We start from the raw sequence: 11,413 nt of genomic DNA on the forward strand, positions 1-11,413 counted from the left end.
CACAAAGGCGAACCTACTGCGATCAATCCCGGGAATTGGTCCCGTCTCTGCGGCGATGTTGATCGCCGAATTGCCTGAACTCGGCCGGATGACGTCAGGCGAAGCCGCTGCCATGACTGGCCTGGCGCCGGTCCCACATGACAGCGGGGCAATGCGAGGCAGAAGAACGATTGCTGGCGGACGACGATCGCTGCGACATGTGCTGTTTCAGGCTGCGCGCGCCGCAGCTTGTCATAATCCAGTCCTCAAACCGGTCGCAAAACGTCTCAAAGAGCGCGGAAAACCACATAAACTCGTCATTATCGCAATCGCACGAAGGCTGCTCACAATCGCCAACGCGATCATCAAAACCGGCACACCTTGGCAGCTTCAGCCCAACCGATAGACACAGTTGCTAGCTGCCGCGGTTTTTTGCAGCCGGAGCAACACAGGGACTTTGGGACATTCCAAAAAAACAATAAGGAAATGCTCATGCGTCTATCGAAGCTCATCGTTGACAACGGCTGGAAATATCAAATCGCTATCAAAATCTAGAGAAGCTCCAACAAACGAGAAGTTGTCTCCACCAACCGTCCCGGCTAGACGATCAGCGATTATGATTTCGTAGCGCGATATGTACGCGGTTTCTGCTACAGTAAATCGATCCAACGAAAAATCAATTTGAGCTGTGCCAGTGCCGCACGCATCGCCCGAAAACGTCCCATCGACGCTCCCTTGATCTGTGCCAACATGAAACGGAGTCAAAATCGAAAGGTTGTCAGTCTCCTGAAGCAGCTCAATCTGCCGCTTGTTCGTGAATTCAAGTACATATCTCTGAGAAAAAGGCGCAGGGGAAGAGCATACAACATTGGATTGAAAAAACAGAGATACCTCTGGAACAAAGCCAAAGCTGACAACCTGAGAATTCAAAAGTGATAGCGATAAAAGTATCTCGCCTGACTCAGCTCTTCGAACTTGAAAGTCCGTAGCCGCCGCAAAGTTCATCTCGTCTATTTCAAGATACAACCTTCGTGATTGTCCTGGCATCCATTCAACAGCAAGGGGGAACACTTGGTTCCCAAAAATAGCGCTGGTTTCAACGAAAGGAGTATCAACGCAATAATCAATTGAGAACTGTCCACTTGTAAGCACTGGCCTTGCGGACGCGTTGACAAAGGCGATATTTGCCTCGTCAGAATCTAGAGAGATTGCCAAAAAAGGTGGCCGTACCGAAATCACTTGCGAAGCTGCTCGATCTGATACGAAAGCGTATAACGTAATCTGCATGGTGTGGTCCGAAGGGCAAGCCTCGTCGGCTATGGCAGCATTGCCGCATAGAAACGCGAGCACAAGAGTCAGTAGGCTGGTTCTTTTTCGTGCAACCATATTCATGCTAGTCTCCGCATTGAGTGATCTCCTCTGACAGGACGCGCGGTATGACAAGTGATCATCGAGCAGACGAACTGCCTACACCGGACATTGATGCACAGCCGGACGATACACGAGACGTAGAGCAAGAAGAAGCACCCAAAGCCCCTGTGACCACTGCTTACAAAGTTAAGCGTTGTGCGGAGTGCAAGCTCGAAATCCCCGCCGAAGCTACGATTTGCTCACATTGCGATTCTTATCAAGATTGGAGGCGTTTTTTTGCCGTAGGAAACATGACGCTGACTTCGATCATCGCGCTCTTTTCTGTTCTTGGGATTGCTATACTGATAATATTAGATGCCTTTAGGCCAAAGAGCGCAATTTTGCATTCCGAGGTCTTTCAGGGCGTTGATCGTACGATAACCCTGCTGGTGTCAAACACTGGGACACTTGATGGTTACATAGGCAGTGCCTCCTTGGTCGCCGACGGAAACATATTCAGCTTGCTGACTGAAAGCGCCACGACTGTAAGTGCAGAAAGCAGTATACCTGTCAGGATGGCAGTCGATGATAACCGAGCTGGTTTTTTAGCAGGGAGCGAAGAGTGTGCTGTCGTCTTTGCGCTGTTGGACCATCAGTTGACTGAAAGCACTTTTAATGAGCCATTGGACTGTAGAGCCTTTGAATAGTGTTGGCTATTGCCCTTTTTGATCCATCAGAACTGCAGTCTGTATGGTCTATTCCTCTAGTATTCGAGGCTAACGGCTTCAACGATCGAATTGGATGATTCCAGTACGCCAAGAATGGTCGACCGTGTCACAGGTGAATTAATTCCACGCCTGTCCAGATCTTGGAAAATCACACTGGCTAAGACCTCAAGGCGTTCACCAGGCCGCAAATGAAAAGTGTTCTCTCTTTGTAATTGACCGATGCGTTCTTGATGGGCTTCTCGAGCTGTTTGCATGCCCATCGCGGCTGCGGCGCCGATGAGATTTGCACCAGGGATTGAACCAAGAATTTCTTCGTCTCGGTTGACGATTTCGATCGCGCAACGGTCTGCCTCTTCCTCCATCGAGCGGCGACGCTCATCAGAAATGGGTGTCTCGGACAACGCCAATTCGTCTAAGTGCCCAAGCGCGACATGGCATAGCTCATGGCCAATTATGAATCCAAGGGCATGAACGAACGGCCCTGCTATGTCGAAGCTCAGATCTCGTCGCTCCGGATATTCGGAAAGGTCGAGCGGCTGGCCCAAGACTTGCTGAGAGACCTCAAGGAAACGTTCTACCGTGATTGGGTTGTCGTTGAGGGTAGGGATCGCCTGTATGTTCCAAACTTCGTATAGGTCTAACACGCCGATTTCTGTCGATTGCGTGCTAATGAACTGCCCAAAAATGAGTGACATAGATCCAAAGAACATCACTTCGATGAATCCTACATCCATCGTTACTCGCGATCCATCACGGTTCACCCACGCCGTGTAAGAACGATTATCACATACCTCGAGCTCAACGTCTCTTATTCTGCTTAGGAACTCATCTGATATTGCGCCGCGGCTATGAAGCCTTTCTGGTCGAGCGTAAAAGATGTCGTCGATGTCATCCGCGATGAGTTGGTACAATTTACTACCGTTCGGTGGAGAGCATGCTTGAGCATTTTGCGGGTCGAGAAGCAGTATAGTGGCTATGAAAATCGCCAGTTGAACGCGCATTACCGAGTCCTTAAGGGTTCTATGTTGTGCTAGAAGCATTCTTCTTTAAGTGGTGTTCTCATTCCAACTTCGCGCCTAGCTTTACAATTGTAGCGTATTAATCCTGTCTAACCAGACGTGAGATGCGACTTCTGGCTAACCTAACGCGAAGAGTACCATTTGAACTCCGGACCGAAAATGCAAGTACACAATCGACTGCAAAGTGGACTGCAGCCGTAGCATCTTTTCCGGCCCGCTAGCGACATCAGTGGGCCGCTAGCCAGTGCTTTTGGTTCCCCAAGAGTCCTAGGAACTGCGCGGCCGCCGACGGCGGAATTGGCCAGTATAGGTCGAAGGGCAAATGGGTGGGTTCAGCGAAAACCATCTTCCACGTTAACAGTGCGGTGCGTCACGGGCCAAACGCACGGCATCTGTTGGTTAGGTGGAGATCAAGGTCGCGTGGGGCATTTCAGCGATTGGTCGTCGCCGGTTGGAAGTCGTAATTGCATCCTTGGTTGATGGCCTAAAGTGGAAAACGCAGAGTGTCTCGCCAATACGGAGAAAACTCGCTTTTTTGGTGTCTTGGCCTTGTACTGCAATTTTTTGATTGGGCTCCGTACCATTTTAGATGACTCAAGGTAATTCTGAAGTAAGCTGATATCATTGCAGGCGGTTTTTTGATGGCGACACGTTATGACTTCGAACATTTACCAAGAGCTTTGGGATATTGATCTAAAAAATGGTGGCTGCACAGTTAGCGGTCGGGACATGCAGGGCAACTGGGTTCATCCTGATGCTGATATACTGGTCGACGAGCAGCTAGAGGCGACTAGCGCGAGCGATGCGGCCCCAGAGCCGCTCTTTCATTTCGTTAACCCGGACAAGCTCTCCCGCCTGACCTACACCGCCTTTATCGACCTGCTGAACAATTACGTCGTGAACGCGCGACTGTCGGAGGATCATCTGGGCGACAACGCTATCGAGGATCAGGAAATCACGCGATTTATGGATGTCATGCTGGAGACGGACGTCATGCGTCGGGCCGAAGCGTTCGTTCGTGCGGAACTGGTCTCCGAGCTCAGCGCCGAGGCGCTGCGGTCCGAAATCCTGCGCATGTGGTTCGAGCTTTATACCAATCACTTCAACAGCATCGCGATCTCGCACGCGTCAGGATTTGAGCATGTGATGGTGGGTGAGGGGAAGCTGAAGGGCAACGGCATCGGCGGCTATCATTCGTGGATCAAGTTCTATCTTGATGAGCAAAGCGGTCGCGTGGATTTCCGTGGTTTCAACTACGATGGCAACTTCAATCGAACGTCCAAGGCCGGCGCGAGCTTTCCATATGTCGCGACGGTCGCGATGAGCTGGACCCAGCTTGATATTCGCGGTCAGCCCGTCGGCAAGCTTAATAAGGATCTGGGTGGCTTCTTCATCGGCCCCAGTCCGGAGTTGCAGATGGCACTGGGCACGATTGCTTTCTACGAAAGTGTTGCTGGACGCTATTCGAGTGCCGCAACCGGACTGAAGAACGACCAAAAGGCCGTGATGCTGATGAACGGGCGTTTTCATTTGGTCCTCTATCGTAACACGACAGAAGACCAGATGGGTGGCGATCGGATCAGGTCGTTCTGGCCCAAATTCATAGCGCCGATCGAAAGCACCGAAGCGGACGTAGTTGTGCCGGTCGGAGAGCATGCCGGCGATCAGAACAGCGGCGTTGTCCGTATTCGGCGATCTTTAGTTAACCCCGAGGGATCTGATTTCGGACGGGAGTGGGTCGAGATCGAAAATACAGGTTCAGTGATCGTGGATATCACCGGTTGGACGCTTAGGGACAAGTCCGACAGGGCGCAGATTCTGCAAGGCCAGATCGAGCCGCAAAAGACGCGACGCATCGTTGTCTCCCGCGAAACCGCCGCACATCCTCAGCTGGGCAACAAGGGCGGGCAGATCGTGCTTCGTGATGGCTCTGACGCGCTGCAAGCCTGTGTTGGCTATGGGGCAAGCGGGGAAGGGGTCGTGTTGCATTTTGTCGACGAATGATGCCGCAAGCGTTTCAGACTTCTGATTGGGGGAGGCATAGGACATGCTGGACAATCCTATACGCGCCCGTGCGCTGAAGGGCCTTGAAGACGTCCTAATTTCATTTGGCGCCACGTCTGAGGCGCTCTTTTCCGACACTCCGATCCGGGTTGGTGTCTGGCGCGAAATCGCGGCCAATCCGGATCGCAAGCAGCGTTTGCTGATTGAGCTGAACAATCGGATGCGCCTCGATGAAGCCGCCGACATGCTGCAGGGCGCTCGACCGCTGGTGCAGGGAGAGGCGGACTTCAGGTTACAGGTTTTTTCGGCCGGAGAATTGACGCTCGCGCAGGCCAATATGGATGATCTGATCGCGTTAATCCTGCCGCAAACCGTCTGGTTTCGAGCGCTTGACGCTGAACTTGTGGAGGCGTGGCGTGGCGAGGTCCAGAGCATTGCCGTGAGCGAGAGCCTGGCCCAGATCAGATCCATCGTCATACAGTCAAAGTCGTTGATCCTTTGGCGTTTTCTGGTCGCGTGGCTGGCCATTCGCAGTGCCGATATCGCCGCGCACCAAGGTGAAGACCGATGGGACTATCTGATCCGGATCACAGGGGCTCTGATGGATGTCACCGAGACAGAATTTGACAGGACGGAAGACGATGAGCGGGAGGTATTCGGCCTGGTGCGCGAATTCCTTCGCGAGGGTCTTCAACGCTATGGTCAGACGCTGAACCAGTTGATTGCCGGACAGCGCGAACTCGGACGCGCGATGTCGGCGCCGATATGGCGCGTTGATATCAGTCGTTCGGCTAGTCTTGCCACACGCATGTCGCGGCGGACGGTCAAGGTTGATGCTGCGGAGAACGTCTTTGACATCTCTTGCAGCGGTCTGACCTGGGCCGTCATCGACAGTGGGATCGACGCAGGTCATCCGGCTTTTCAAGATCGCGGGAAGGTCAGACCCGGACCGAACGCCTCTCGGATAAGGGCGACCTATGATTTCACGCGCCTTCAGCGGTTCCTGAACAACGAGTGGAACAAGGTATTCGACTCCAGGACGACGCAAGCGATCAAAGCCGACCATCCAGGTATCGATCTTTCAGATGCGATCCTTACCCATCTACTGGGGCTTTGGCTCCGCACCGGCCCCAGACGGTCAGCGTCGATGGAGTTTATTTCCGGCCTTCTGGCCGAAGATTCCTCGCGCATGGATCTGGCGGGGATTGCGGGACGCATCAAACGCCAGATCACACGAGGCGCGCATCTAGACTGGCCGTTGCTGGAGCCGTTGCTTTGGGTGCCGCCTGACGCCGACTACATCCCGCCCAGGAATGGGCACGGCACGCATGTGGCGGGCATTCTGGCTGGCGATCTTTTGCCGGGGGAGGCCGATCCTGGCGATGGCTCTGAACGTGTCGATCGCAGCCTTCAAGGCATGTGTCCTGACATGAAGCTGTTGGATTTGCGCGTCTGCGATATCAACGGGCAGTCCGACGAGTTTGTCGTCATGGCGGCGCTGCAATTCGTGGCTTGGTTGAACCGTCAGCAGCGCCGACAGATGGTTCAGGGTGTCAACGTCAGCCTCCAGTTGCGCCATATCGTGCGGAGCTACGGATGCGGGCAGACGCCGGTCTGCCGCGAGGCCAACGCTTTGGTGTCAAGTGGCGTGCTGGTGGTCGCTGCGGCGGGCAATACCGGCTACAGCCGCCTGAGAAGCGAGGACACAAGCTTGGTGGAAGCTTACGGCACCAGCACCATCATGGACCCCGGCAATGCAGAGCATGTTCTGACCGTCGGAAGTGTCCATTCAGAGCGGCCGCACACGCACGGGATCAGCTATTTCTCCAGTCGAGGGCCAACCATAGATGGCCGGACCAAGCCAGATGTCGTGGCGCCCGGTGAGAAAATTCTGGCGCCATCGTTGGAGAAACGGATCCTCCGCGATTCCGGGACCAGCATGGCAGCACCTCATGCAAGCGGTGCTGCTGCTCTGCTGATGGCGCGCTTTCCGGAGCTTCAGGGCCGCCCTTTCGACGTAAAATCCCTGATCATCAAAACGGCGACCAGTCTGGACCGCGACCCGGCGTTCCAGGGCCACGGCATGGTCGATGTCCTGCGCGCGCTGCAACACCACTGAGGCGGAGGAAAAGATGTTCAATATCGATGTGCTCGGCTCCAAGAATGGCGACTGTCTTGTCATCAGTTGGGGCGATGAGGCCGACCCGAAACGCATGCTGATCGATTGCGGACCGGGCGGTGTGTATCATACCTTCCTGCGGCCCTATCTGGAAGATCTGGGCATGCCTGTGAGCGTGGAACTGGCGATGGTCAGTCATATTGATCAGGACCACATTCTTGGTCTTTTGCAACTGACATCCGAAATCCTTCGTGCGGACCCTGCGGATGTGGTCCCGGCCGAAATTGAACGGTTCTGGTTTAACAGCTTTTCAGATCTGACCGGCGGCGCGGATAATCCAAATCTCTCCAGTGTCGAAGACAGCGTGACGGCCGCCCTTGAAGGCGGTCAGGCGATGCCGTTCGAGGCGCTCCGAGACGCCGAGGATCACCGGGCAGAGATGATCCTGGCGGGTCTGGGGCAGGGCAGAGGGCTGCGAGACAACCTTGTCGAGCTTGGTCTCGACGGCAACCGGCCTTTTGGCGGCACCTTGGTTCTTGCGGGCAAGGAAGCGGAGCTACCGGGCGATCTGCATATTCTCGTAACCGGCCCAAGCGCGGTGCGCGCGACCGAGCTTCAGCAACACTGGAACCCGAACCTGGATCCCGCCGAGATCGCTGCCATGGCGGATAAAAGCATTGCAAACCTGTCGTCGATTGTCGCCATTCTGACGCATGAGGGTCGGACCGTTCTGGTGACGGGTGACGCGCGCGGCGACGATATTCTCGAAGGCCTGAATGAGCATGCAGGCAAGACCCCCGGTGTGCAAATGCACTTCGACGTTTTGAAGGCCCCTCACCATGGCAGTGACCGCAATGTCGATCAGGACTTCTTCGAGCAGGTCACAGCCGACACATATGTCTTCTGCAGTGATGGGACGCACGACAATCCTGACTCCGAGACTCTCGAATGGCTCCACGCCGCGCGGCCCGGCGGTGGGTTCAACATTGTCTTCTCCAGCTTCATTCAGATGGAGCACAGCCATAAGCAACCGAGGTTCAACGCCGCCCTTCGCGCGTTGGAAGATAGCGGCGTGACGATCAATGCGCGACGATTCAATGACTTGGCGATCCGGGTGGAGCTCTGAAACTTGTCGGCAAGCTCATCGCGCCAATACCGGTGACAGGCGAGGCTGTCGTCGTTCGACAGCGGGTCGCTTGGGTGGTGTGCCTTGGTGAAGCGCGCAATGGTCCGCAGATCTTGTGCGGGTGCGGTTTTTATTTGGACCGCTTGAAAGTGCAATTCGAATGAAGGGAATTGAAGATGGAAGTTGTTGTTTTTCTACCGGGTATTCTGGGATCGGAGTTACGTACGGCAGATGACCGCAAGGTCTGGCCGCCGGATGTGACCGAAGCCATTGGTGAACTGGCGCAGTGGAAGATAGATGCGCTCTTGGACGAGACGCCGCTGAAGGCTCCATCAGTTGTCGAGAAGGTCTGTCTCAAGAACATCTATCGTGGGTTTCTGAGAGATCTGGAAGACGCCGGGTTCACGCGCAACGGGACCAGCAAGCGGCTTGAGTTGATGCCATATGACTGGCGTCTGGATCTGTTGGAAGTTACGGCCCCGGACATTGCCGACCGATTGGACGCGCTTGTGGCGGATGGCGCGACACGCATTCATTTGGTGGCACACTCGATGGGGGGTCTCGTGGCCCGTATTCTTGTGCAAGATCCGCAATATGCCGGACGGCCATGGCGCCCTGCTCTGCATCAGACTATTACAATGGCTTCCCCGTTTCGAGGCGCTGTCGTTGCCTTGGTGCGGCTTCTTGGGATGGAGAAGGTCACTGGCATTCCGGGCCGGGCCTTTGCTGCGCTGAAAGGTAAGCCGTCACTGCGCGCCCCCTACCAGCTTTTGCCCCCACCCGGAGAGCCGATTGTTTGGACGGTCAAAGGACAACAAGTCCGGACGCTCGATCTTTATGGGGATTTTGGACGGCAGAACGGGTTTCTGGAGGCATCGTTGAACGCAAACCGGGAACTGCATGACATTCTGGCGCGGCCTTGGCCCGACGACATTGGTGCTTTCCAGTTTGCGGGCACAGGCTTCACGACGGCGACGCGCATGGCGGATGCCGGCGCATTGAAACGTGTGGATGACGACAACAGTGGCGACCAAACGGTGCCTCTGACCAGCGCCGCAGGCGGCGATCTTCCGACGATGATCCTGCCGGGAGAGCACAGCGACATCATCAACAACAGGAAGCTCAGGCAGACGGTGCGCGCACTTCTGGGCGTTTCTGGTAATGTGGTAATCTACAGCGCTGGTGATCCGGTGGCAGGGGCTGTAGGGCAGTCTTTGCAATTGTCGGTGCCTGTCCTCGGCGTGGTGGGGCAGAGGGGTCAGTTCCGGACCGAGGCGCTGGTGTCGCTTGCGCAACCGCTCGAAGCGGATGTGGAGCTGCAACTGAGCATTCGGGCGCTGACGCCGAGAGGTGAGATAGATGAAGCCTTTGACGCAATAGAGCGTCGTGTCGGCATGGTGCAGGGAGCAACCGACCTGACCATTGTGCTGCGCGAGGCGTTGGAGCCCGGTATCTATGAATTGCAGGCCCGCTTGCCGGATGGCACGGTGGGGTCGGACAGATTGCTCGTTCAAGCGACTGGAGGCGGAGAAAACCCTTGACGACACGCCTTGATGAGATGGCACATGCCGTAAGGCGCGCCTTGGCCGAGAAGCACTTGATGGACAGCCGGATAGGTGTGCCAGACGCCGATGAAATCGATGGAGACCTTCTTGGTGGTGCACGCACATTCGCCGATAAGACCGAAGACGCCCTGTCGAAGCGTACTGTCGTGGCGGTGGCGAAAAACCGTCAGAAGGAGGCCGTCGTCATCTATACGACCCGTGCCTATGCGAAGGCGGATCAACGCTTGATGCACGAGGCGATTGGCGAAGACATTCCGATCATCTTCCGGTCGCTCGATATAGGCCCACAAGGTCCGGGCTCTGCGCCGCAGCTTCAGATCGCAACAGCGCCGGTTCTGGTGAAAAGGCGCATCACCTGTGGGACGTCGATCAGCGTGGGCAATGACCGCGGCGCAGGGACGTTTGGAGCCCTTGTTCGGAATGCCGATGGCGATCTCTTTGGCCTGAGTTGCGGGCACGTCGTGGCGGGATGCGGGTATCTGCGCGAAGGGATGCCGATTGTTGCACCCGGTGTTCAGGATGTTGTGCCAAGTTGGCCGGACCCGCGTGTGATTGGCCATTTTGCGCATGCCTTACCGCTGGTGCCGGGAGATCCGGCGACGATCGGTGTCCGCCCAAATCTGGACGCCGCCTTGTTCAGGATCAGCAAGGATACCGCGGTTTCGTCTTCTCAAGGCGGTCACTATGACACACCGACGGCGGTGCATGATCTGGACGATGACGAGGACGAAGGGCTTCTGGAGGTCGAGAAGGTCGGTCGCAGTTCGGGGATGACCCAGGGAACGATGGTGACACGTTTCCTTCATCCCATCGAAATAGAGTTCAAGGTCACCTGTTTTCCGGATCTGGGCATGACCAAGAAATTCGAAGCAGCGGTCTTTATCGACAGCCTCTGGGCGGCCAACTCCGGCGGCGCGCCGTTTGCGTCTCCGGGCGATTCCGGTGCGTTGGTCGTGACCAGGCCGGTTGGTGGCAAGGCGCGCAAAGCGGTGGGTCTTGTGATTGCGGGCACGCGGGACAACTCGGCCATGATCCTACCGATCCAGCCGATCCTTGACGCCTTCGATGTCACGATTGTCTCCGGTCACGGGGTTTGATGATGGCCGATCAAGGTGAAAAGTCTTCCATCGCGCGTGCGTCTGTCAGACGCCGCCTGTGGGAGAGCCTCGACCTTGGTCCGCATGACGGTACAGTGTTCCGAGAGCCGAGCGAAGAGGGGGATCGCATCATCCTCAGCTTAAGGCCGTCTCTGATTGAGAAGTATCGGAACGTCACCGAGTTTGAGGGCTTTGCGGTCGAGGTTCGTCCGGTGACACCCGGACAGCTGTATTGAGGCGTGTGCCTGGTTGACGGTGGTGGGCAGGGGGCAAGCAAGCGACCGGAACAGCCGAAGATATCCGCAAACGTTGTGCAGTTCCATGACACGACAGTAACCGCCCGATTTGGACCACCTGCCGCATTCGCTTAGTAGATCTTATACGACGTCGTTACTGACGTGGATAACGACGTCGTATGCGGCGAGG

General features: G+C 55.8%; 10 protein-coding genes. 8 read left to right on the forward strand and 2 right to left on the reverse strand.

What is annotated here, in order from left to right; translation table 11 throughout:
• Positions 1-385 (forward strand): transposase (locus EDD52_RS22740; protein ID WP_132248906.1); only part of this gene is annotated, 385 nt, incomplete at its 5' end.
• 92 nt (positions 386-477) lie between these two features.
• Here the strand turns inward: EDD52_RS22740 and EDD52_RS22745 are convergent.
• The gene (locus tag EDD52_RS22745) at positions 478-1,371 is read right to left on the reverse strand and encodes a hypothetical protein (RefSeq protein WP_132248907.1); all 894 of its coding nucleotides are present in this window, start codon (positions 1,369-1,371) and stop codon (positions 478-480) included.
• Between the two features lie 44 nt (positions 1,372-1,415).
• On the opposite strand from EDD52_RS22745, the gene EDD52_RS22750 reads away from it, so the two are divergent.
• Positions 1,416-2,036: a hypothetical protein gene (locus EDD52_RS22750; RefSeq protein ID WP_132248908.1), complete on the forward strand. Its 621-nt coding sequence runs from the start codon at positions 1,416-1,418 to the stop codon at positions 2,034-2,036.
• 56 nt (positions 2,037-2,092) lie between these two features.
• Here the strand turns inward: EDD52_RS22750 and EDD52_RS22755 are convergent, their stop codons facing one another.
• On the reverse strand, positions 2,093-3,058 hold the full coding sequence (locus EDD52_RS22755) for a M48 family metalloprotease (protein WP_132248909.1): 966 nt from the start codon (positions 3,056-3,058) through the stop codon (positions 2,093-2,095).
• A 672-nt stretch (positions 3,059-3,730) separates the two neighbouring features.
• On the opposite strand from EDD52_RS22755, the gene EDD52_RS22760 reads away from it, so the two are divergent.
• From EDD52_RS22760 to EDD52_RS22785, 6 genes are all read left to right on the forward strand, one after another.
• A complete protein-coding gene (locus tag EDD52_RS22760; RefSeq protein WP_132248910.1) occupies positions 3,731-5,080 on the forward strand; it encodes a lamin tail domain-containing protein in 1,350 nt (449 codons plus the stop codon).
• A 43-nt stretch (positions 5,081-5,123) separates the two neighbouring features.
• A complete protein-coding gene (locus tag EDD52_RS22765) occupies positions 5,124-7,199 on the forward strand; it encodes a S8 family serine peptidase (RefSeq protein WP_132248911.1) in 2,076 nt (691 codons plus the stop codon).
• 13 nt (positions 7,200-7,212) lie between these two features.
• The gene (locus EDD52_RS22770; protein WP_132248912.1) at positions 7,213-8,325 is read left to right on the forward strand and encodes a ComEC/Rec2 family competence protein; all 1,113 of its coding nucleotides are present in this window, start codon (positions 7,213-7,215) and stop codon (positions 8,323-8,325) included.
• 176 nt (positions 8,326-8,501) lie between these two features.
• Entirely contained in the window at positions 8,502-9,866 is a 1,365-nt protein-coding gene (locus EDD52_RS22775; RefSeq protein WP_132248913.1) for an esterase/lipase family protein, read from the forward strand.
• Positions 9,863-10,987 carry a hypothetical protein gene (locus tag EDD52_RS22780; protein ID WP_132248914.1) on the forward strand — a complete coding sequence of 375 codons (1,125 nt, stop codon included), beginning with the start codon at positions 9,863-9,865 and terminating at the stop codon, positions 10,985-10,987. Before EDD52_RS22775 ends, EDD52_RS22780 begins: the two co-directional genes overlap by 4 nt.
• Before the next feature lie 2 nt (positions 10,988-10,989).
• Positions 10,990-11,223 carry a hypothetical protein gene (locus tag EDD52_RS22785; protein WP_132248915.1) on the forward strand — a complete coding sequence of 78 codons (234 nt, stop codon included), beginning with the start codon at positions 10,990-10,992 and terminating at the stop codon, positions 11,221-11,223.
• Positions 11,224-11,413: the final 190 nt, after the last annotated feature.

This window comes from Primorskyibacter sedentarius, assembly GCF_004342065.1.
GTDB classification, from domain to species: domain Bacteria; phylum Pseudomonadota; class Alphaproteobacteria; order Rhodobacterales; family Rhodobacteraceae; genus Primorskyibacter; species Primorskyibacter sedentarius.